The sequence below is a fragment of the Streptomyces sp. NRRL F-6492 genome, from assembly GCF_001280125.1.
In the GTDB taxonomy this organism is placed as follows: Bacteria; Actinomycetota; Actinomycetes; order Streptomycetales; family Streptomycetaceae; genus Streptomyces.
In genome coordinates, this window is record NZ_LGEG01000013.1 from 1 (window position 1) to 22,092 (window position 22,092).

Below are 22,092 nucleotides of genomic sequence, written 5' to 3' on the forward strand. Positions count from 1 at the left end.
GGTGGGGAGGGCCGCGTACGGGAGGCGGGGGGTGCGGGGGGCCGCGCACGGGGGGCGGCCGCCGGAGGCGGGGCGGGTCATCCCTTCACCAGCCCCTCCGCGTCCTCCGCCGCGCCGCCGAGGGCGAGGTAGACGTCCTCCAGGCTGGGCGTGGCCAGGGTGAAGTCGTCGAGGGCGGCGAAGGCGGCGCCGCCGGTGACGGTGGCGACGGCCGCGCGGGCCGCGTCGGGGGCGAGCCGCAGGGTCCAGCGCCGCCCGGTCTCCTGGGCGAGGCCGCGCAGGGCGGCGACCTCGGGCAGGTGGAGGGGGGCGGTCTCGCGCCACACCAGGTCGACGCGGACCTCGCCCGCGACGCGCTCCTTGAGCCCGGCCGGGGTGTCGCAGGCGATGACCCGGCCGTGTGCGAGGACGGCGACCCGGTCGAGGACGGTCTCGGCCTCGATGACGTTGTGGGTGACGAGCAGCACGGTGGTGCCGTGGTCGGCGCGCCGCCGGTCGACGGCGGCCCAGACGGCGCGGCGGGCGACCGGGTCCATGCCGGTGGTGGGCTCGTCGAGGACGAGGACGGGCCGCCGGCCGACGAGGGCGGCGGCGACGCAGGCCAGGCGCCGCTGTCCGCCGGAGAGCTTCTTGAGGGGCCGGGAGGCGAGCGCGGTGAGGCCGAGCTCCTCCAGGACGGCGTCGCGCTCGGCGCGCGCGTCGCGGGCGGTGAGGCCGCGCAGCCGGCCGGTGGTCTCGGCGGCGAGGGAGACGGTCAGCTCGTCGAGGGCGGTGGACTCCTGGCCGAGGTGGGCGAGGAGGCGGGAGGCCCGCTCGGGGTGGCGCACCAGGTTGTGGCCGAGGAGCTCGACGGAGCCGGAGTCGGGCCGCATGAGGCCGGTGACCTGGCGGACGAGGGTGGACTTGCCCGCCCCGTTGGGGCCGAGCAGCCCGAAGATCTCGCCGCCGCGCACGTCGAGGCTGATCCCGTCGGTGGCCCGCACCTCGGGGGTCGCCGGCGCACCGCGCCCGCCGCGCGTGGCGGGGTACGTCTTGACCAGATCCCGCACCACGCACACCGTACTCACGGAGGAAGAGCCTACGGGGTCGCCGGGCCCGCTCCGGGCGCGGGGGCGTGTTCGGCGGCGGCGCGGACGTCGATCTCGCGCCAGAAGCCGGCCCGGATCGCGTACCGGTCGTGCTCGTCGATCTGGTCGTCCTTGTGGGCGAGAAGTCCGAAACGGGCCGCGTAGCGGAGGAGTTCGCCGTCGATGCGGTGCGGGATGCGGGGGTAGAGGGTGGAGAGCCTCTGGACGTGGCTCTGCTCCGGGAGGCGCTCCATCCAGCGGCGGGCGAACACCTGCCCGACCTCGAAGGGGTCGCCGCCGACGGTGGTGATGTCCTCCTCGCGGTCGGCCCAGCGCTGCTCGGCGCTGGTGAGCGCGGCGAGGGTGGGCAGGGAGGCGGTCTCGGCCGGTTCGCCGAGGGGGGCGGGGCGCTCGACCCAGCCCCGGTCGGAGGACCAGCGGAGCGCGCTGGTGCTCTGCGCGACGGAGGCGCCGGGGATGCCGGTGGTGCCGTGGGCGGCGGGGGCGCGCAGTCCCGCGAGGTCCTTCGGGGTGGGGACGCCCTTGCCCTGGGCCGGGGCGGGCACGCCGTCGTGGGCGCGCCCGTTCTCCCCGGCCCGGCCGTGGTCGTGGTCGTGGCCGCCGGGCACGTCCGGGGAGCCGTTCGCCTCGGTGGGGGCCGCGCTCCCGTTCCGTACGGCCGCCGTCTCCGCCGCGCGTTCGGCGGAGGCGGCGAGGGCGGCCTCGGGCAGCGGCGCGGAGAGGATCGCGGCGATCTCGGGGCGCGGGGCGGGCGGGGGCGCGCAGAGTCCGCTGAGGTCCTTGGCGCGGACGGCGCGGGTGATCCAGGACCGGTCGAGGACCCGCCGCTCGTCGGCCTCGGCGACGAGGTCCTCGGACTGGTTGTAGTCGCCGTCGGCGGCCTGGACGGCCCAGAGGTGGACGGCGACGCCGTGCTCCTTGGCCGACATGAGGCCGGGCAGCAGGTCGCCGTCGCCGGTGACGAGCACGATGTCGGAGCAGGCCCTGTTGCGGGCGAGCTCGGTCAGCTCGGTGTGCATGGCCGCGTCGACGCCCTTCTGCGCCCAGCGTCCTTCGCTCCTGGTCAGGGCGCCGAGCCGGACGGTGACCCGGGGCATCACGCGCAGTCTGCGGTGCTCGGGCTGGGGCACCCGGTCGGGCGCGCCGTCGAACCAGTAGATCCGCAGGAGGGGAAGCGCGGTCTCGGCCTCGGCCCGCTGCCGCAGCTGCTGGATCAGCGCGGCGTGGTCGACCGTGATCCGGGAACGGGAGGGTTCCCCGGCGAGGAGACTGGCGGCGGCGCCCAGCAGGTAGCCGGCGTCCACCAGGACGACGCAGCGGTCCACGTGTTCCACCCTCTTTCGGCCCTGGGGGTCGGACTCGGGATCGGAAGTTGCTCCGGGTTTCCCTCGAGTCTGCCCGACCGCCGGTGGCTTGACGGTCGGAACTGGATCATCGGCGTGGCGAATGTCCTGCTCGGCGGGGCACTGACACTCCGTAATGATCCAAAATGCGACGTTTCACGCCGTATGTGAGTCTGACAGCGGCCCTGGCCCCTAATTCCCTTGAGGAGGCATCACCATGGCCAAGAACCGGAACCAGAACCGCGATCAGAAGCAGCAGTCCCCGGCCGAGCGCGGCGCCCAGCAGGCGCAGCAGTCGGCGATGGAATCCGAGGCCGCGCAGCGCGCGTCCCAGGTTCTCCCGAGCGACGTCGCCCGCAAGGGCCGCCAGAAGCGCTTCGGCCACAACTGACGGCTTTCGCGTACGGCAAAGGGGCGCGCCCGTGACGACGGGCGCGCCCCTTGCGCGCGCTCGGAGGAGGAGGGGTCAGCCGGCCAGGCAGGACGGGCCGAGCAGCACCTTCAGGTCGCCGAAGAGCGCCGGGTCGGCCGTCACCCGGTGCCGGTCGAGTCGGAGCACGGTGGTCTTGCGCGGGCCCTGGAGCCGGATCCGCACCTCGGTGTTGCCCTTGTGGTGCTTGAGGATCTCGCCGAGCCTGCTGACCATCGGCGGGGTCACCTTCACCGTGGGGATGGTGAGGATCACCGGCGCGTTGGTCCCGGCGTTCGACAGGTCGGGGACCTGGAGCTCCATGGCGACGAGCCGGGGCACGTCCTCGCGCTTGTCGAGGCGGCCCTTGACGAAGACGACCGTGTCCTCGACGAGCTGGGTGGAGACCAGCTGGTAGGTGGCCGGGAAGAACATGCACTCGATGGAGCCGGCCAGGTCCTCGACGGTGGCGATGGCCCAGGCGTTGCCCTGCTTGGTCATCTTGCGCTGGAGGCCGGAGATGATGCCGCCGATGGTGACGACCGCGCCGTCGCTGTGCTCGCCGCCGGTGAGCTGGGAGATCGCCGCGTCCGTCTTGTCGGACAGGACGTGCTCGATGCCGAAGAGCGGGTGGTCGGAGACGTAGAGGCCGAGCATCTCGCGCTCCTGGGCGAGCAGGTACGACTTCTCCCACTCGACGTCGGAGAACTCGACGTCCAGGCCGAAGCCGGGCTCGTCGTTCGTCTCCTCCCCCATGCCGCCGAAGAGGTCGAACTGCCCCTCGGCCTCCTTGCGCTTGACCGCGACCACGTTGTCGATCATGGGTTCGTGGTGGGCGACCAGGCCCTTGCGGGTGTGGCCCATCTCGTCGAAGGCGCCGGCCTTGATCAGCGACTCGACGGTCCGCTTGTTGCAGACGACGGCCTCGACCTTGTCGAGGAAGTCGGGGAAGGAGGAGTACTTCCCCTTGGACTTGCGGGTCTTGATGATCGACTCGACGACGTTGGTGCCGACGTTGCGGACGGCGGTGAGGCCGAAGAGGATCACGTCGTCGCCCTGGGCGGCGAAGTTCGACTGGGACTCGTTGACGTTGGGCGGCAGCACCTTGATGCCCATGCGGCGGCACTCGTTGAGGTAGACCGCGGACTTGTCCTTGTCGTCCTTGACCGAGGTGAGCAGTCCCGCCATGTACTCGGCCGGATGGTTGGCCTTGAGGTAGGCGGTCCAGTAGGAGACCAGGCCGTACGCGGCGGAGTGCGCCTTGTTGAAGGCGTAGCCGGCGAAGGGGACCAGGACGTCCCAGAGGGACTGGATGGCCTCGTCGCTGTAGCCGTTCTTCCGGGCGCCGGCCTGGAAGATGGTGAAGTTCTTCGCCAGTTCCTCGGGCTTCTTCTTGCCCATCACGCGGCGGAGGATGTCGGCCTCGCCGAGCGAGTAGCCGGCGATGATCTGGGCGGCCTTCTGCACCTGCTCCTGGTAGACGATGAGGCCGTAGGTGACCGCGAGCACCTCTTCGAGCGGCTTCTCCAGCTCGGGGTGGATCGGGGTGATCTCCTGCTGCTTGTTCTTGCGCAGGGCGTAGTTCGTGTGCGAGTTCATGCCCATCGGGCCCGGCCGGTACAGGGCGGACACGGCGGAGATGTCTTCGAAGTTGTCGGGCTTCATCAGCCGGAGCAGCGAGCGCATGGGGCCGCCGTCGAACTGGAAGACGCCGAGGGTGTCGCCGCGCTGGAGCAGTTCGAAGGTCTTGGGGTCGTCGAGCGGCAGGGCGAGCAGGTCGAGGTCGACGCCCTTGTTCGCCTTCACCATCTTGACGGCGTCGTCCATGATGGTGAGGTTGCGCAGGCCCAGGAAGTCCATCTTCAGGAGGCCGAGCGACTCGCACTGCGGGTAGTCCCACTGCGTGATGGTGACGCCGTCGGTGTGCCGCACCCAGATCGGGGCGTGGTCGACGATCGGCTCGCTGGACATGATCACGCCGGCGGCGTGCACGCCCATCTGCCGGACCAGGCCCTCGACGCCCCGGGCGGTGTCGATGACCTTCTTGACGTCGGGCTCGTTCTCGTACATCGCCCGGATCTCGCCCGCCTCGCTGTAGCGCGGGTGGGAGGGGTTGGTGATGCCGTCGAGGTCGATGCCCTTGCCGAGGACGTCGGCGGGCATGGCCTTGGTGAGCCGGTCGCCCATGGCGTACGGGTAGCCGAGGACGCGCGCGGAGTCCTTGATGGCGTTCTTGGCCTTGATCTTGCCGTAGGTGCCGATCATGGCGACCTTGTCGGAGCCGTACTTCTCCGTGACGTACCGGATCACCTCGACGCGCCTGCGCTCGTCGAAGTCGATGTCGACGTCGGGCATGGAGATGCGCTCGGGGTTGAGGAAGCGCTCGAAGATCAGGCCGTGCGGGATGGGGTCGAGGTCGGTGATGCCCATGGCGTAGGCGACGATCGAGCCGGCCGCGGAGCCGCGGCCGGGGCCCACGGCGATGCCCTGCTTCTTGGCCCACATGATGAAGTCGGCGACGACGAGGAAGTAGCCGGGGAAGCCCATCGAGATGATGGTGTCCATCTCGTACTCGACCTGCTTCATGCGGTCCTCGGGGATGCCCCCGGGGAAGCGGCGGGCCATGCCGCGCATGGTCTCCTCGCGGAACCAGGTGACCTCGGTGTAGCCGTCGGGGATGTCGAACCTCGGCATGAGGTTCTTGGCCTCGAACATGCCGGAGGTGTCGATCTGCTCGGCGACCAGGAGGGTGTTGCGGCAGCCCTCCTGCCAGGCGTCCGAGGAGTCCACGGCGTACATCTCGTCCGTGGACTTCAGGTAGTAGCCGGTGCCGTCGAACCGGAAGCGGTCCGGGTCGGAGAGGTTCTTGCCGGTCTGGATGCAGAGCAGGGCGTCGTGGGCGGTCGCCTCGTGCGCGTAGGTGTAGTGCGAGTCGTTGGTGACCAGGGGCGGGATGCCGAGCTTCTTGCCGATCTCCAGGAGTCCGTCGCGGACCCGGTGCTCGATCTCGATGCCGTGGTCCATCAGCTCCAGGAAGTACCGGTCCTTGCCGAAGATGTCCTGGTACTCGGAGGCGGCCTTCAGCGCCTCGTCGAACTGGCCGAGGCGCAGTCGGGTCTGGAGCTCGCCGGAGGGGCAGCCGGTGGAGGCGATCAGGCCCTCGGACCACTGGGAGATGGTCTCCTTGTCCATCCGGGGCCACTTCTGGAGCCAGCCCTCGGCGTAGGCGTCGGAGGAGAGCCGGAAGAGGTTGTGGAGCCCGGTGGCGTTCGCCGCCCAGATCGTCTTGTGGGTGTAACCGCCGGAACCGGAGACGTCGTCCCGCTTCTGGTGCGGCTGGCCCCACTGGATCTTCCGCTTGTTCCGCCGGGACTCGGGGGCGACGTACGCCTCGATGCCGATGATCGGCGTGACCCCGGCCTTCTTGGCCGTGTGGAAGAAGTCGTACGCGCCGTGCAGGTTGCCGTGGTCGGACATGGCGATGTGCGTCATGCCCATCTCGTTGCACGCGTCGAACATGTCCTTCAGCCGCGCGGCACCGTCCAGCAGCGAGTACTGGGTGTGGACGTGGAGGTGCGTGAAGGGCGGCTTGGTCACGGCGGAAGGCCTCCGGGGAATTCTGCGGCCCGAAGCGCCTCGTACGGGGGCGCGGCGGTCGGGCGACGGGCGGGCAGGCAGGCTGCGGGCGGTCTGGGGGGACGGTGTCGGAGTCTAGTCGCGCGGGTGGGTGCGGCGGGGCACTCGGGACTAGGGTCGCGCGTTGTGAGACAGGGAACACCTGTCCCATTTGTCGTGAACATTCTTCCCGCGCGCACCCCACCAGGAGGCATCCCGATGCCGCTCCCCCAGCCCACCGCCGACGAGCGCGGTGAGCACGTCCTCGCCGTCTTCGACACCGCCTTCGGCGAGCTGCTCGCCGCCGACCCGGCGGCCTTCCGCGTCAAGTTCCGGAAGATGGCCGGATCCGCCTTCGCCTTCTACCGGGGGACCGCCTGCCTGTTCTACTCCGACCTGGAGAAGGAGGCGGACGGCGGGCCGTACCTGGACGGGCGGACCGGCCGGGTCTGGATCCACGGCGACCTGCACGCCGAGAACTTCGGCACGTACATGAACGCCAACGGGCGCCTGGTCTTCAACGTCAACGACTTCGACGAGGCGTACGTGGGCCCCTTCACCTGGGACCTGAAGCGGCTCGTGGCCTCGCTCGCCCTGATCGGCTACGCCAAGGCCCTCAGCGACGGGCAGATCACCGAGCTGGTGCGGATCTGCGCCGCCGCCTACCGGGAGCGGATCCACGCCCTGGCGACCGGCGCCGAGGGGGACGAGGCGCCCGGCTTCACCCTGGGGACCGCCGGCGGGCCGCTGCTCGGCGCCCTGCGCACGGCCCGGTCGCTGACCCGCTTCGGGCTGCTCGACTCGATGACCGAGATCCGGGACTTCGAGCGCCGCTTCTCGGCGGGCGGCGGCGCGATCGCGCTGGACGCGGCCACCCGCCGCGAGGTCCTGGGGGCCTTCGAGGGCTATCTGGAGACCCTGCCGGAGTCCAGCCTGGCCCGCCCCGACTCGTACCGGGTGAAGGACGTGGTCGGGCGGCGCGGGATCGGCATCGGCTCGGCCGGCCTCCCCTCGTACAACATCCTCCTGGAGGGCAACAGCGACGCCCTGGAGAACGACGTCGTGATCTACCTCAAGCAGGCGCAGACCCCGGCGGTCTCCCGCCACGTGACGGACGCGGCGGTACGGGGGTACTTCCGGCACGAGGGGCACCGGACCGTGATCTCGCAGCGGGCGCTCCAGGCGCACGCGGACCCCTGGCTGGGGTGGACGGAGCTGGACGGCGCGGGGCAGCTGGTGGCGGAGGTCTCGCCGTACGCGGTGGACCTGGACTGGTCGGACATCGACGACCCGGCCGAGATCGCGGCGACCGTGGCGGACCTGGGGCGGGCGACGGCGACCATGCACGCGGCGGCGGACGACTCCAGCGGCCACTCGCTCGTGCCGTTCTCGACGGAGCGGGCCATCGACGCGGCGATCGGCGCCGACGGGGAGGGCTTCGCGGAGCTGCTCGTGGACTTCGCGCACGCCTACGGGGCCCGTGCCCGGGCGGACCACCAGATCTTCGTGGACCTCTTCCGCAACGGCCGGATCCCGGGGCTCCGGGGTCCGGCGGAAACGTCCACAGCTTCCCTTTAGGGACCCCTTACGCGCCCGCGTGGGACACTCCTGAGCGATATGGACATGGCAGGGACGCAGCTGAGGGCGCTGCGGGCGGCGTTCTTCACGACCCTGGTCGTGACGCTGTCCGTGGCGTCCCACGTGCTGCTCTCGGGCGTGCCGCTGCCGGTGGGGACGGTCGTCCCGGTCGCCGCCGGGGTCTTCGCCGTGGCGTACGCGCTGGCCGGCCGCGAGCGCGGCCTCGGCCCGATCGCCGGGCTCCTCGTCCCGCTGGAGCTGGCCGCCGACACGCTCTTCACCAGCGGCCAGGCGGTCTGTTACGGCCCCTCCGGCGGCCCGGTCGCCGGGTCGCTGCGCGCGGTGGGCGTGGAGGTCTTCTGCGGCGGCGCCGTGGGGGCTCCGCTGCCCGGCGTGGCGGCCCCGGAGGACGGGCACGCGGCCGCCCTCCTCTCCTCCCCCGACCCGGCGCTGCCGTGGCTGCTGCTCCTGGCCCACGTGGGCGTCGGGTTCTCGGCGGCGTGCTGGCTGCGCGGCGGGGAGCGGGCCCTGGCCCGGCTGGCCGGGGCGGTGGAGGCCTTCGCGTTCCGGCCGCTGCTGCTCGTGGCGGCCTTCTTCCGCACGGGCGGTCCGGTGCCCCTGCGCACCGGGCGCCCCGGGGACCGGCCCCGGTCCTCGCGCACCCGGCTCCTCGTGCACTCCGTGGGGCGGCGGGGGCCGCCGCGTCCGGGCTTCGCCCTCGTCTGAGCGAGCCCCGCGGCCCCTCCCCCTTTTTCACGGAACCCCACGGAGAAAACGATCATGAGTGCACGCAACAGCCACGCCAACAAGGCCGCCGCCCGCGAGCGACTGCGCGAGGAGCGCGAGCGCCGGGCGAAGAAGGACCGGGCGCGCCGGCAGCTCGTCGTGGCCGGCTCGGCCGTCGCCGTCCTGGCCCTCGCCGGCGGCGTCGGCTACGCGGTGGTGCAGGCCAACAAGCCCTCCCACTGGGAGGCGGCGGCCGAGGCCACGACCGTCACGGCCCCCAGGAACACCTCGGGCGCGAACGGCACGACGGTCGTCGTCGGCAAGGCGTCCGCGAAGAAGACCCTGGAGCTGTACGAGGACTCGCGCTGCCCGGTCTGCGCGACCTTCGAGCAGGCCGTGGGCTCCACGGTCGAGAAGGACGTCGAGGCCGGCAAGTACAAGATCCGGTACGTCGGCGCCACCTTCATCGACGACGCCGTCCCCGGCGAGGGTTCGAAGAACGCCCTCTCGGCGCTCGGCGCGGCCCTGGACGTGAGCCCGGAGGCCTTCCTGACGTACAAGTCCGCGCTCTACTCCACGAAGTTCCACCCGGAGGAGAACGACGACAAGTTCGCCGAGGACTCCTACCTCCTGGAGGTCGCGGAGTCGGTCCCGGCGCTCAAGGGCAACGCCGCGTTCGAGAAGAACGTCGAGGAGGGCACCTTCGACGCCTGGGCGATGAAGATGAACAAGGCCTTCGACGACAGCGGGGTCAAGGGCACCCCCACGCTGAAGATGGACGGCAAGCCCGTGACCGTCCAGGGCACCGACAACCCGCCGATGACGCCGGAGCAGTTCACGACGGCGATCACGGCGGCCCTCAAGGGCTGACGCCCGCCGCCCCTCCGTTCGAGGCCGCCGGGGACACCCGCCCCGGCGGCGCCCTCCCGGCCCCGGACCCGCCGGTCCGGGGCCGAGGCGCGTCCGGGCCGCCCGCCCGGCCCCGGACGTCCCGGGCGTCCCCGGGGCGACCAGTCGACGAACTTCCGGATTTCGCCTGCCCCCGGCCGTACCCGTCAGTAATCTGACTGTCCGTGACCAGTCGTTTCATATCCTCCGCCGCTCCCACCCGCCGCACCGTCGTGAAGGCCGCCGCCGTCACCGCCGTCGCCGCGCCCGCCCTCCTGGGCACCGCCTCCCCCGCCCTCGCGGGAACCGGTGCGCCCGCCTTCCTCCACGGCGTCGCCTCCGGCGACCCGCTGCCCGACGGCGTCCTGCTCTGGACGCGCGTCACCCCCGCCCCCGAGGCCGTGCCCGGCTCCGGCCTCGGCCCCGACGTCCGGGTCGGCTGGGAGGTCGCGGAGGACCGCGCCTTCGCCCGGGTCGTCGCCTCCGGCACGACCGCGGCGGGCGCCGCCACCGACCACACCGTGAAGGCGGACGTCCGGGGCCTGCGCCCGGCCACCGCCTACTGGTTCCGCTTCACCGCGGACGGCGTGGTCTCGCCCGCCGCCCGCACCCGCACCGCCCCGGCCGCCGACGCGGCCGCGCCCGGCGTCCGCTTCGGCGTGGTCTCCTGCGCGAACTGGGAGGCCGGGTACTTCTCCGCCTACCGCCACCTGGCCGCCCGCGCCGACCTGGACGCGGTGCTCCACCTCGGCGACTACCTGTACGAGTACGCGAGCGGGACCTACCCCGAGGCGACGCGCACGGTCCGGGCCCACGAGCCGCGCCACGAGATCGTCTCGCTCGCCGACTACCGCGCCCGGCACGGGAAGTACAAGACGGACCCGGACCTCCGGGCGCTGCACGCGGCGCACCCGGTGATCGCGATCTGGGACGACCACGAGTTCGCCAACGACGCCTGGACGGGCGGCGCCGAGAACCACACCCCCGGCGCCGAGGGCGCGTGGGCGGCTCGGGTGGCGGCCGCCAAGCAGGCGTACTTCGAGTGGATGCCGGTCCGGGCCTCCACCGAGGGCACGGTCTTCCGGCGCCTGCGCTTCGGCAGACTGGCCGATCTGCACCTGCTCGACCTGCGTTCGTTCCGTTCGGCCCAGGCGAAGACGGGCAGCGGGGCGGTCGACGACCCGGAGCGGAGCATCACCGGCCGCGCCCAGCTGGACTGGCTGAAGGCGGGGCTCGCCGGCTCGGACGCCACCTGGCAGCTGGTCGGCACCTCGGTGATGATCTCGCCGGTCGCCTTTGGCTCCCTGCCCGCCCACCTCCTGGAGCCGCTCGCGGAGCTGACGGGCCTGCCGAAGGAGGGGCTCGCGGTCAACGTGGACCAGTGGGACGGGTACACGGACGACCGCCGGGAGCTGCTGGCGCACCTGACGTCGCGGGGTGTCCGGAACACGGTCTTCCTGACCGGCGACATCCACATGGCCTGGGCCAACGACGTGCCGGTGAAGGCCGCGACGTATCCGCTCTCGGCCTCGGCGGCGACCGAGTTCGTGGTCACCTCGGTGACCTCGGACAACCTGGACGACCTGCTGAGCGTGGCGCCGGGGACGCTCTCGGTGGTGGCGGCGACCGCCGTGAAGGCCGCCAACCGGCACGTGAAGTGGGTGGACATGGACCACCACGGCTACGGCGTGCTGGACGTGACCGCCGCCCGCTCGCAGATGGACTACTACACGGTCTCCGACAAGGCGGACCCGGCCGCGACGGCGGCCTGGGCGCGCTCGTACCGGACGCCGAGCGGAACGCAGCGTGTCGAGCGGGTGTACCAGCCGGTTCTCTGAGGCTCCACGAGGGTCGAATTCCAGCCATGATCCCTCTTGTTAACGGGAGATCACACGGCTACGGCGGGTGGCGAGTTCCAGCGATCGAATCCGGACACACCACCCGCCTCCGTCCCCCCGGCCATTACGTCGACGTCTCAAACTCCGGAAGGCGCAGAAGATTTTCTTCCCGTTGCGCCGAATTGCCCGACGGATGATTGGGCCTGATCACTCCTCAACGACGGCTGACATGGACGCGTAATCTCCCCGGCGTGGCGGAGGAAGTTCCTCCCCCCACCCCCCACGAGGAGTCACCATGCGTGCTCTTGCCCGTATATCCCCGCGTATGTCACGTCGTGTCATCGGCACCGCCGTCATGGCCGGAACCCTGGCCCTGGCACCGCTCTCGGCCCCCGTCGCCACCGGCGCCTCCACCGGCGACCGCGCCTCCGCCACCCTCTCCGCCGAGGAGTGCGAGGACGGCGCCGTCTCCGCCGCCCGCAAGGCGCGCGGCGCCGACCACCACGCCGCCGAGCCCAACGAGGTCTCGGCCGCCCGGGCCAAGGCCATGGACGCCGACCTCGAGAAGAGACTGGCGTCGCTCTCCCCGGCCGCGGCCGCCGGCGCCGGCCGCGCCGCCGCCTCGGGCCGGGCCGCCGCGGCGGTCAGCATCCCCGTCTACTTCCACGTCATCCACTCCGGGACGACGGGCAAGCTCTCCGCCTCCGCGATCAACAGCCAGATCGCGGTCCTCAACGCGGCCTACGGCGGCCAGGGCACCGGCAACGCGAACACCAACTTCCAGTTCACGCTGGCCGGCACCGACTACACCAACAACTCCACCTGGTACAACCTGTCCTCCGGCTCCAGCGCCGAGAAGCAGATGAAGCAGACGCTCCGCAAGGGCGGCGCGGGCGCGCTGAACTTCTACACCGCCAAGCTGGGCGGCGGCCTCCTCGGCTGGGCGACCTTCCCGTCCTCGTACGCCTCCAACCCGAAGATGGACGGCGTCGTCGTCCTGGACGCCTCGCTGCCGGGCGGCTCGGCGGCCAACTACAACCAGGGCGACACCGGAACGCACGAGGTCGGCCACTGGATGGGGCTGTACCACACCTTCCAGGGCGGCTGCGGCGGCAGCGGCGACTCCGTGGCCGACACCCCGGCCGAGTCGAGCCCGGCCTACGAGTGCCCGACGGGCCGCGACACCTGCACCACGGCGGGCGCGGACCCGATCCACAACTTCATGGACTACACGTACGACTCCTGCATGTACCAGTTCACCGCGGGCCAGGTGTCCCGGATGAACCAGCACTGGACCGCGTACCGCGGCTGACCGGCTCCGGGAACACACCGGGGGCGCGGCGGGAAGAGCCTCCCGCCGCGCCCCCGGCGCACGTCCGGACGGAGTTACGACGCGTCCGCCAGCTCCTCCAGGAACGCGAGCGCCACCGCCCAGGTCCGTTCGGCCGCCTCCGCGTCCCAGTCCGGCAGCTCCGGGTCCGTGTAGAGGTGCCCGGCGCCCCGGTAGCGGTGGATCTCCACGTCCGCCCCGGCCCGGCCCATCTGGAGGTACCAGGCGGACAGCCAGTCGTCCGTCTCGAAGGGGTCGGGCTCGGCCACGTGCAGCTGTACGGGGAGCTCGTCCGCCGACGCGTTCGGCGCGAGGTCCGAGGTGCCGTGCAGGAGCAGCAGGCCGCGCGCCTTCTCGTCGCCGAGGGCCAGGGTCTGCGCGACCGACGCGCCCAGCGAGAAGCCGGCGTAGACGAGACCGCGCTCCGAGTACGGGGCGGCGGCCAGGATCGCGCGCTTCAGCAGCTCGTCCTTGCCGATCTCGTCCCGCTTCGCCATGCCCTCCTCCACCGACTCGGTGGTCCAGCCGTCGAAGAGGTCCGGCGTCCACACCCGGTGCCCGGCGGCCCGCAGCCGGTCGGCCGCGGCCTCCACGGCCGGGCGCGCGCCGTACACCGAGTGGAAAAGCATGATGTCCATGGACGTCATCCTGCCACCCGCCGCGGGCCCGCCCCGAAGGCCGGGCCCCCGCGCCCCCGTTCAGCGCATGCTGCGCACGTCGAGCTGGCGGAGCACCCGGTCCACCACCTCCGGGTCGGCGCCCGGCTCGCTGCGCGCCGCCAGGACCTCGTGCCGGGCGGCCGACATCATCTCCTTCTGGATGCGCCGCACCGCCTTGAAGCGGTCCACCCGCTCCGAGAAGGCCGCCCGCCGCTCGTCGTCCACGAGGTCGGGGCTGATCCGCACCCCGATGTCGAAGGCGCCGCGCTGGAGCCGCTCCTGCACCTCCTCCGGCAGGTCCTCGACCTCCTCGATCTCCTTCAGCCTCCGCCTGGCCGCCTTCGCGGCCCGGACCGCGAGATCGTGCTCCAGGACCCGTTCGGCCTCGGCGTCCGCCTTCACCCCGAGCCACCGGACCAGGGTGGGCAGGGTGAGCCCTTGGAGGACGAGCGTGGTGAGGATCACGCAGAAGGCGATGAAGACGATCTCCGCGCGGCCGGGGAAGGGCTCGCCGTCCTCGGTGGTGAGCGGGACGGCGAGCGCGAGCGCCACCGAGGCCACCCCGCGCATCCCCGCCCACCACATGACGACGGTCTCCCGCCAGCTCACCGGGATCTCCTCGTCCACGTCCCGGAGGGTGTGCATCTTCTTCGCCAGCCAGGTGGCGGGCAGCAGCCACAGCAGCCGGACGACGACGACCGTCCCGGCCACGGCGGCGCCCCAGCCGAGCATCTCCAGGACGTGCCCGTCCGCGTACCCGAAGACGTGGACGACCTCCAGGCCGATCAGGCCGAAGGCGATGCCGGTCACGAGGGTGTCGACGATCTCCCAGAAGGTCTGCCCGGCGAGCCGGCCCATGACGTCGTCGGCGTCGGCCGCGTGCTCGGCCAGGAAGAGCGCGGTGAGCAGGACGGAGAGGACGCCGGAGCCGTGCAGCTCCTCGGCGAGCACGTAGCTCACGAAGGGGACGAGGAGGGTGAGTCCGGTCTGGAGGGTGGCGTCCCCGAGGAACCCGATGAGCTTGTTGGAGAGCCAGCCCAGCCCCAGGCCGACGACCACGGCGACGACGGCGGAGAGCACCAGGGCCCCGGCCGCCCCGGGCAGGGAGAAGGAGCCGCTGACGGCGGCGGCGATCGCCACGTGGTAGAGCACGATCGCGGTGACGTCGTTGAAGAGGCCCTCGCCCTCCAGGATCGACACGAGCCTGCGGGGCAGCCCGAGGGAGCCCGCGACGGCGGTCGCGGCGACCGGGTCCGGCGGGGCGACGAGGGCGCCGAGCGCGATGGCGGCGGCCAGCGGGATGCCGGGCACGAGCGCGTTGGCGACGGCGCCGACGGCGGCCGTGGTGACGAAGACCAGGGCCACCGCGAGCAGGAAGATGGGCCGCTTGTTGGCCGCGAACTGGCGCCAGGAGGTCCGCTGCACGGCCGCGTAGAGGAGCGGCGGCAGCACCAGCGGGAGGATGTACTCCGGCGGGATCTCCACGTTCGGCACGAAGGGCAGGAAGGCCAGCACGATCCCGACGAGGGTCATCAGGACGGGTGCGGGCAGCCCGAGCCGCTCGCCGAGCGGGACGGTGAGCAGGGCGCCGAGCAGCAGGAGGAACAGCAGGGCCAATTGATCCACGGGCTCAGCCTGCCACGTAAGCCTCTTTTCACACGTACTGTCCCCGGGGCGCCGCGGCGGACGGCCCGGACAGGCCCTACAGCGCCTTCCGCATGGCCCGGTGCGGGATGCCCGCGTCCGGGAACTCGGGGCCGTACGCCTCGTAGCCCAGCCGCTCGTAGAAGCCGAGGGCGTGGGTCTGCGCGTGCAGGTCGACGGCGGTCAGACCGCGCTCGCGCGCCGCGTCCTCGATGCCCCGGACCAGGGCCGCGCCGACCCCGAGGCCGCGCGCCGCCTTGGCGACCGCGAGCCGCCCGAGCGAGCCCACCGAGGCGTCGCCGCCGGTCCTGCCGACCGCGTCGGCGCCGTGCAGCAGGCGCCCGGTGCCCAGCGGCAGCCCGTCCCCGCGGATCGCGAGCACGTGCACGGCGGTCGCGTCGTACGCGTCGTACTCCAGCTCCCGGGGCACGCCCTGCTCCTCGACGAAGACCTCGCGGCGGACCGCGAAGCAGGCCTCGCGGTCCTCGTCGCCCAGGACCTCGCGGACGTCGTACGCGGCGCTCACCGGCTCTCCGCCTCGATCCGGTCCAGGGCCCTGCTCAGGTCCTCGGGGTAGGTGCTGGCGAACTCGACCCACGAACCGTCGCCGGGGTGCTCGAAGCCGAGGCGGACGGCGTGCAGCCACTGCCGGGTCAGGCCGAGGCGCTTGGCGATCGTCGGGTCGGCGCCGTAGGTGAGGTCGCCGACGCAGGGGTGGCGGTGGGCGGACATGTGCACCCGGATCTGGTGGGTGCGGCCCGTCTCCAGCTTGATGTCGAGCAGCGAGGCCGAGCGGTACGCCTCGATGAGGTCGTAGTGCGTGACGGAGGGCTTGCCGTCGGCGGTGACCGCCCACTTGTAGTCGTGCTGGGGGTGGCGGCCGATGGGGGCGTCGATGGTGCCGCTCATCGGGTCGGGGTGCCCCTGGACGAGCGCGTGGTAGCGCTTGTCGACCGTGCGCTCCTTGAACTGGCGCTTGAGCGAGGTGTACGCGTACTCGGACTTGGCGACCACCATCAGGCCGGAGGTGCCGACGTCGAGGCGGTGCACGATGCCCTGGCGCTCGGCGGCGCCGGAGGTGGAGATGCGGTAGCCGGCGGCGGCGAGGCCGCCGATCACGGTGGTGCCGGTCCAGCCGGGGCTGGGGTGGGCGGCGACGCCGATCGGCTTCATGATCACGACGATGTCGTCGTCGTCGTGGACGATCTCCATGCCCTCGACGGGCTCCGCGACGATCTGCACGGGCGCGGCCGCGCCCGGCATCTCGACCTCCAGCCACGCGCCGCCGCTGACCCGCTCGGACTTGCCGACGACGGAGCCGTCGACCTGGACCTTCCCGGCGGCGGCCAGCTCGGCCGCCTTCGTACGGGAGAACCCGAACATACGGGCGATGGCGGCGTCGACGCGCTCGCCCTCCAGGCCATCGGGAACGGGCAGGGTGCGGATCTCGGGACTCGTACTCACCCGTCGAGTATGCCTTGTCAGTCCTTGTGGACGGTCCCGTCCGGGTCCAGGCCCCGGAACGACAGGATCACGATGAGGATGCCGCCGCAGACGATCGCCGAGTCGGCGAGGTTGAAGACGGCGAAGTGCGCGGGGGCGATGAAGTCGACGACCGCGCCCTCGAAGACGCCCGGCGAGCGGAAGATCCGGTCCGTGAGGTTGCCGAGCGCACCGCCGAGCAGCAGGCCGAGCGCGATGGCCCAGGGCAGGCTGTAGAGCTTCCGGGCGAGCCGGATGATCACGACGATCACGGCGGCGGCGATGCAGGTGAAGATGATCGTGAAGGCCTCGCCCATGCCGAAGGCGGCGCCCGGGTTCCGGATGGCGTCGAAGCGGAGCAGGTCGCCGATCACCCGGATCGGCTCGCGGCCCTCCAGCTTCTCGACCACGAGGATCTTGCTGCCGAGGTCGAGCAGATAGGCCAGGACGGCCACCACGAACAGGGCGACGATCCTGCGCCTGCCCCGGGGACGCTCCGCGGGGGCGTCCGTACCGTCGGAGGCGGCCGACTCGTCGGCCCCTGCTGAATCCGGCGTACCGATGATGCGCTCCGCCTCTGCCACGTGAGTGAGTCCCTCGACCTCGATGCCTGACCGTGCACCGAGGGTACGACACAGGCGTACGAGCCCGTCGTCCGAGACCACGAACGGCGCCGCGCCCACGGCGACCGGGGCCGGGCCCCGGGCCCGCGACCGGGGCGCCGGCGGTCCGCCGGGAGGGCGCCCGGCCGCCGGTGCGGGTACGGGCCGCCGCCCGGGGCCCGTACCGGCGGGGCCGGGGGGCCCACCGCCCGGGCGGTGGGCCCCCGCCCGGTCTCAGCCGCGCCGTTCCTGCCGCTGCTTGTCCTCGACGCAGAGGGTGGCCCTCGGGAAGGCCTGCATCCGGGCCTTGCCGATCGGCCTGCCGCACACCTCGCACAGGCCGTACGTGCCGGCGTCGAGCCGCTCCAGGGCGTGCTCGGACTGCTCCAGCATCTCCCGGGCGTTGGCCGCGAGGGCCAGCTCGTGCTCGCGGGTGATGTTCTTGGTCCCGGTGTCGGCCTGGTCGTCCCCGGCGCCGTCGCCCGAGTCCCGCATGAGGCCGGTGAGCTCCTCCTGGGAGTGGGCGAGCTCGCTGCGGAGCCGCAGCACCTCCGCCTGGAGCCCGTTGCGGGCCTCGGCGACCTCCTCCGGCGTCCAGGGCTCCTCGCCCGGACGGACCGCGAGCTCGCCGGCACGGGCCGGGGACGCCTCGGCCTCGTCCTCGACGGTCGTGACGCCACCCGCGGTCTTCTTCGCTGCCACCGTCCTGGCTCCTGTCTGCTTCCGCGCGGGCGCCTTCCCGGCGGCCGTCCTCTTCGCCCCGGCCTTCTCGGCGGGCGCGTCCGGGACGGCGGGGGCCGCCGCTCCCGTCTTCTCCACGACGGCCTTCCTGGCCGCCGCGGCCTTCTTGGCGACCGCCTTCTCGGCGCCCGCCACCTTCTTCACGACCGCCTTCTCGGCGCCCGCCCTGCCGGTCCTCCTCTTCCCGGACTCCTTCTCCCCGGCGGCCGCCTCCGGGGCGGCCTCCGGTTCCTCCGCGCCCGTGGGGTGCCCGGCGACCGGCGTCCGCTTCCCGGCCGTGGTCTTCTTCGCGGCGGTCTTCTTCGCCACCATGTCGCGGCCCCTTCACATTTTGTGATCTTGCGCGCGAATCGTGCTGGGACGATAAATCGGCCCGGGGCCCGCGGCAACGGGGCACGCCGCCGTTCCCACCCGCCCCCGCTCCCCCGCCGGGGCGGCCTGCATCCGTTGTGCCCGGCTCCCCGCCCGGTTATCCGCCCCGCCCCTCCCCCACATGGCCGCACACTGGGTCCGGCGCCCCCCGTGTGGCCATTCGGGTCACGGGAAAACCGGTCCGCCCTCCTTCCCCGGGGCCCGTACACTGGGCGCAGCGAAAGGCTTGGATGGGGACGAGTAGCGTCGTACGCAGCCATGAGCGACCCGGGGACGGTGAGAGCCCGGGGGCGAGCCCGATGTGAAGCATCACCCCGGAGCCGCCGGAAGAAAGCCGCCCCCCGGGCGCGGCGACTAGACCCGGCGTCGCGACCCCAATGAGGGGGCTCGGGTCGGTCACGTCCGGAGCCAAGGAGGGTGGTACCGCGGGAGCAGCGCTCTCGTCCCTCCGACGGAAGCAGAACCGTCCGTCCGGAGGAGAGTCCGCCGCATGACAGCGCCGCAGTACCGCCAGGTGCCCGCCCAGGTCGACCTGCCCGCCCTCGAGCACGCCGTGCTCGACTTCTGGCAGGAGAACAAGGTCTTCGCCAAGACCCTGGAGCAGTCCGAGGGACGCCCCGAGTGGGTGTTCTACGAGGGCCCGCCCACCGCCAACGGCATGCCGGGCGCCCACCACATCGAGGCCCGCGTCTTCAAGGACGTCTTCCCCCGCTTCCGGACCATGCGCGGCTACCACGTGGCCCGCAAGGCCGGCTGGGACTGCCACGGCCTGCCGGTCGAGCTCGCCGTCGAGAAGGAGCTCGGCTTCTCCGGCAAGAAGGACATCGAGGACTACGGCATCGCCGAGTTCAACGACAAGTGCCGCGAGTCGGTGACCCGCCACACCGACGCCTTCGCCGAGCTGACGACCCGGATGGGCTACTGGGTCGACCTCGACGACGCGTACCGGACCATGGACCCCTCGTACATCGAGTCGGTCTGGTGGTCGCTGAAGCAGATCTTCGAGAAGGACCTGCTCGTCCAGGACCACCGGGTCGCCCCCTGGTGTCCCCGCTGCGGCACCGGCCTCTCGGACCACGAGCTGGCGCAGGGGTACGAGACGGTCGTCGACCCCTCGGTCTACGTCCGCTTCCCGCTGACCTCGGGACCGCTGGCCGGCCGGGCGGCGCTCCTGGTCTGGACGACGACCCCGTGGACCCTGGTGTCCAACACGGCGGTCGCCGCCCACCCCGAGGTCACCTACGTGGTCGCCACCGACGGCGACGAGCAGGTCGTCGTCGCCGAGCCGCTGGTCGACAAGGCGCTCGGCGAGGGCTGGGTCACCACCGGCGAGACCTTCACCGGCAAGGACATGGAGCGCTGGACGTACCGGCGCCCGTTCGAGCTGATCGCGTTCCCGGAGCCGGCGCACTACGTCGTCAACGCCGAGTACGTGACGACCGAGGACGGCACGGGTCTGGTCCACCAGTCCCCCGCCTTCGGCGAGGACGACCTCAAGGTCTGCAAGGCGTACGGCCTGCCGGTCGTGAACCCGGTCCGCCCCGACGGCACCTTCGAGGAGGACGTGCCGCTGGTCGGCGGCGTCTTCTTCAAGAAGGCCGACGAGAAGCTGACCGCCGACCTGGACGCGCGCGGCCTGCTCTTCCGGCACATCGCGTACGAGCACAGCTACCCGCACTGCTGGCGCTGCCACACGGCGCTGCTCTACTACGCGCAGCCGTCCTGGTACATCCGTACGACCGCGGTCAAGGACCGCATGCTCGCGGAGAACGAGCGGACCAACTGGTTCCCCGAGTCGGTCAAGCACGGGCGCTTCGGCGACTGGCTGACCAACAACGTCGACTGGGCGCTCTCCCGCAACCGCTACTGGGGCACCCCGCTGCCGATCTGGCGCTGCGAGGACGGGCACCTGACCTGCGTGGGCTCGCGCGCCGAGCTGACCGAGCTGACCGGCACCGACCAGTCGGGCCTGGACCCGCACCGCCCGTACATCGACGCGGTCACGTTCGCCTGCACCCACGAGGGCTGCTCGCTGGAGGCCGTCCGCGTCCCGGAGGTCATCGACGCCTGGTACGACTCGGGCTCGATGCCGTTCGCGCAGTACGGCTACCCGTACCAGAACAAGGAGCTGTTCGAGAGCCGCTACCCGGCGCAGTTCATCTCCGAGGCGATCGACCAGACCCGCGGCTGGTTCTACACGCTGATGGCCGTCGGCACCCTGGTCTTCGACCGGTCGTCGTACGAGAACGTGGTCTGCCTGGGCCACATCCTCGCCGAGGACGGCCGCAAGATGTCCAAGCACCTGGGGAACATCCTCCAGCCGATCCCGCTGATGGACCAGCACGGCGCCGACGCGGTCCGCTGGTTCATGGCGGCCGGCGGCTCGCCGTGGGCGGCCCGCCGGGTGGGCCACGGCACGATCCAGGAGGTCGTCCGCAAGACCCTCCTGACGTACTGGAACACGGTGGCCTTCCAGGCCCTCTACGCCCGTACGTCCGGCTGGGCGCCGAGCGCGGCGGACCCGGCCCCGGCCGACCGCACGGTCCTCGACAAGTGGCTGCTGTCCGAGCTGAACACGCTGGTGGCCGAGGCCACCGAGGCGATGGAGTCGTACGACACCCAGCGCACCGGCAAGCTCCTGTCGGCGTTCGTCGACGACCTGTCCAACTGGTACGTGCGCCGCTCCCGCCGCCGCTTCTGGCAGGGCGACAAGGCGGCCCTGCGGACCCTGCACGAGGTCGTGGAGACGGTCACGCGCCTGATGGCCCCGCTGACCCCGTTCATCACCGAGCGGGTCTGGCAGGACCTGGTGGTCCCGGTGGCTCCGGGCGCCCCGGAGTCGGTCCACCTGGCCACCTGGCCGGAGGCGGACGCCGCGCTGATCGACGGCACGCTCTCCGAGCAGATGCTGCTCGTCCGGCGCCTGGTCGAGCTGGGCCGGGCGACGCGCGCCGAGTCGGGCGTGAAGACCCGCCAGCCGCTCTCCCGCGCCCTGGTGGCGGCCACGGGCTTCGCGGCCCTCTCCCCGGAGCTGCGGGCCCAGATCACGGAGGAGCTGAACGTCTCCTCGCTCGCGTCCCTCTCGGAGGTGGGCGGCAGCCTGGTCGACACCACCGCCAAGGCCAACTTCCGGGCCCTGGGCAAGCGCTTCGGCAAGGGCGTCCAGGACGTGGCGAAGGCGGTGGCGGCGGCGGACGCGGCGGCCCTCTCGCTGGCCCTGCGCTCCGGCGGGGCGAGCCTGGAGGTGAACGGCGAGACGATCACCGTCACCCCCGAGGAGATCATCATCACGGAGACCCCCCGCGAGGGCTGGTCGGTCGCCTCGGACGCGGGCGCGACGGTCGCCCTGGACCTGGAGATCACCCCGGAGCTGCGCCGGGCGGGCCTGGCCCGTGACGCGATCCGGCTGATCCAGGAGGCCCGCAAGAACAGCGGCCTGGACGTCGCCGACCGCATCGCCCTGCGCTGGACCTCGGACTCCGAGGAGACCACGGACGCCCTGACGGCCCACGCGGCCCTCATCGCGGACGAGGTCCTGGCGACGGACCACGCGAACGGCGGGGCCGACGACAGCTACGGCGCTCCGTTCACGGACGAGGCCCTCGGCCTGACGTTCCGCCTCCGCAAGGCGTAGGGCCCCGGAAGGCCCGGCCCCCCCGCTCCCGGGGGGCGCCGGGCCTTCCGCTTTCCCCGGGCCCGCGCCCCCGTACCCACCGCGCACGACGAAGGGCCGGCCCCCGGTTTCCCGGGAGCCGGCCCTCGTAGCCTGCCGACGGC

At 72.3% G+C, this 22,092-nt stretch carries 16 protein-coding genes; 7 read left to right on the forward strand and 9 right to left on the reverse strand.

What is annotated here, in order from left to right; all coding sequences use genetic code 11:
- Positions 1 to 77: 77 nt before the first annotated feature.
- Both ADL08_RS02915 and ADL08_RS02920 read right to left on the reverse strand, forming a co-directional pair.
- On the reverse strand, positions 78 to 1,058 hold the full coding sequence (locus ADL08_RS02915; protein ID WP_078967965.1) for an ABC transporter ATP-binding protein: 981 nt from the start codon (positions 1,056 to 1,058) through the stop codon (positions 78 to 80).
- Positions 1,059 to 1,078: 20 nt separating this feature from the next.
- Entirely contained in the window at positions 1,079 to 2,422 is a 1,344-nt protein-coding gene (locus ADL08_RS02920; RefSeq protein WP_078967964.1) for an NYN domain-containing protein, read from the reverse strand.
- 226 nt (positions 2,423 to 2,648) lie between these two features.
- On the opposite strand from ADL08_RS02920, the gene ADL08_RS37510 reads away from it, so the two are divergent.
- On the forward strand, positions 2,649 to 2,822 hold the full coding sequence (locus tag ADL08_RS37510; protein ID WP_199836942.1) for a hypothetical protein: 174 nt from the start codon (positions 2,649 to 2,651) through the stop codon (positions 2,820 to 2,822).
- Between the two features lie 75 nt (positions 2,823 to 2,897).
- On the opposite strand, the gene dnaE is transcribed toward ADL08_RS37510, so the two are convergent.
- A complete protein-coding gene (dnaE, locus tag ADL08_RS02925; RefSeq protein ID WP_053640434.1) occupies positions 2,898 to 6,437 on the reverse strand; it encodes a DNA polymerase III subunit alpha in 3,540 nt (1,179 codons plus the stop codon).
- Between the two features lie 237 nt (positions 6,438 to 6,674).
- Between dnaE and ADL08_RS02930 the strand changes: the two genes are divergently transcribed.
- From ADL08_RS02930 to ADL08_RS02950, 5 genes are all read left to right on the forward strand, one after another.
- Positions 6,675 to 8,033, forward strand: a complete 1,359-nt coding sequence (locus tag ADL08_RS02930) for a DUF2252 domain-containing protein (protein WP_053640435.1) — start codon at positions 6,675 to 6,677, stop codon at positions 8,031 to 8,033.
- A 39-nt stretch (positions 8,034 to 8,072) separates the two neighbouring features.
- Entirely contained in the window at positions 8,073 to 8,759 is a 687-nt protein-coding gene (locus ADL08_RS02935) for a hypothetical protein (protein WP_053640436.1), read from the forward strand.
- 54 nt (positions 8,760 to 8,813) lie between these two features.
- Positions 8,814 to 9,629: a DsbA family protein gene (locus tag ADL08_RS02940; RefSeq protein WP_053640437.1), complete on the forward strand. Its 816-nt coding sequence runs from the start codon at positions 8,814 to 8,816 to the stop codon at positions 9,627 to 9,629.
- A gap of 203 nt (positions 9,630 to 9,832) precedes the next feature.
- Positions 9,833 to 11,485 (forward strand): alkaline phosphatase D family protein, encoded by a 1,653-nt coding sequence (locus ADL08_RS02945; protein WP_053640438.1) that lies wholly within the window; start codon positions 9,833 to 9,835, stop codon positions 11,483 to 11,485.
- A 325-nt stretch (positions 11,486 to 11,810) separates the two neighbouring features.
- On the forward strand, positions 11,811 to 12,797 hold the full coding sequence (locus tag ADL08_RS02950) for a zinc metalloprotease (protein WP_234351976.1): 987 nt from the start codon (positions 11,811 to 11,813) through the stop codon (positions 12,795 to 12,797).
- A gap of 74 nt (positions 12,798 to 12,871) precedes the next feature.
- Here ADL08_RS02950 and ADL08_RS02955 read toward each other — a convergent pair whose 3' ends face one another.
- The 6 genes from ADL08_RS02955 to ADL08_RS02980 all read right to left on the reverse strand — a co-directional run bounded on the left by ADL08_RS02955 (position 12,872) and on the right by ADL08_RS02980 (position 18,255).
- On the reverse strand, positions 12,872 to 13,453 hold the full coding sequence (locus ADL08_RS02955) for a dienelactone hydrolase family protein (protein WP_053640440.1): 582 nt from the start codon (positions 13,451 to 13,453) through the stop codon (positions 12,872 to 12,874).
- Positions 13,454 to 13,513: 60 nt separating this feature from the next.
- Entirely contained in the window at positions 13,514 to 15,100 is a 1,587-nt protein-coding gene (locus tag ADL08_RS02960; protein WP_053640441.1) for a Na+/H+ antiporter, read from the reverse strand.
- Positions 15,101 to 15,176: 76 nt separating this feature from the next.
- Complete coding sequence (locus tag ADL08_RS02965) at positions 15,177 to 15,644, reverse strand: GNAT family N-acetyltransferase (RefSeq protein ID WP_053640442.1); 468 nt, start codon at positions 15,642 to 15,644, stop codon at positions 15,177 to 15,179.
- On the reverse strand, positions 15,641 to 16,582 hold the full coding sequence (locus ADL08_RS02970; protein ID WP_053640443.1) for an RluA family pseudouridine synthase: 942 nt from the start codon (positions 16,580 to 16,582) through the stop codon (positions 15,641 to 15,643). The genes ADL08_RS02965 and ADL08_RS02970 overlap by 4 nt, the downstream gene beginning before the upstream one ends.
- Positions 16,583 to 16,599: 17 nt before the next feature.
- Positions 16,600 to 17,184 (reverse strand): signal peptidase II, encoded by a 585-nt coding sequence (gene lspA / locus ADL08_RS02975; protein WP_053640444.1) that lies wholly within the window; start codon positions 17,182 to 17,184, stop codon positions 16,600 to 16,602.
- Between the two features lie 252 nt (positions 17,185 to 17,436).
- Entirely contained in the window at positions 17,437 to 18,255 is an 819-nt protein-coding gene (locus ADL08_RS02980) for a TraR/DksA family transcriptional regulator (RefSeq protein WP_053640445.1), read from the reverse strand.
- Positions 18,256 to 18,805: 550 nt separating this feature from the next.
- Here ADL08_RS02980 and ileS point away from each other — a divergent pair.
- Positions 18,806 to 21,949 (forward strand): isoleucine--tRNA ligase, encoded by a 3,144-nt coding sequence (ileS, locus tag ADL08_RS02985; protein WP_053640446.1) that lies wholly within the window; start codon positions 18,806 to 18,808, stop codon positions 21,947 to 21,949.
- Positions 21,950 to 22,092: the final 143 nt, after the last annotated feature.